The organism is Streptomyces malaysiensis subsp. samsunensis (genome assembly GCF_024519315.1).
Taxonomy (GTDB): domain Bacteria; phylum Actinomycetota; class Actinomycetes; order Streptomycetales; family Streptomycetaceae; genus Streptomyces; species Streptomyces malaysiensis.
The window spans coordinates 1-280 of record NZ_JANIIC010000297.1; the positions used below are offsets into that span (position 1 = coordinate 1).

Here is a 280-nt window from a genome sequence, read left to right on the forward strand (position 1 = left end):
GCGCCTCCAGGCCATCGACAAAACCAGCCCGGTCGGAGGCCAACACCACGGCACGATGCTCAAATACCGACCGGGTCGTGACCAGCGACAACGCCACATCAGTCACCGACGCTTCCGCCTCGGCCCGACTCCGCGCGTACGGCAGCAAACGCTCTGCCTGTCCGCGCAGCGCACCCTCGGACTTCGCCGACACCACCCACGGCACCAGCACCGACTCCTCGGGGCCCTCGGTCACAGACTCGGCGACCGGCTGCTCCTCCGGAACGTGTTCCAGAATGAT

General features: G+C 67.1%; 1 protein-coding gene. It reads right to left on the bottom strand.

From position 1 onward, the window contains the following. On the bottom strand, positions 1 to 280 hold a 280-nt coding region (locus tag NQU54_RS48975), incomplete at both ends, for a CurL C-terminal domain-containing protein (protein WP_257636715.1).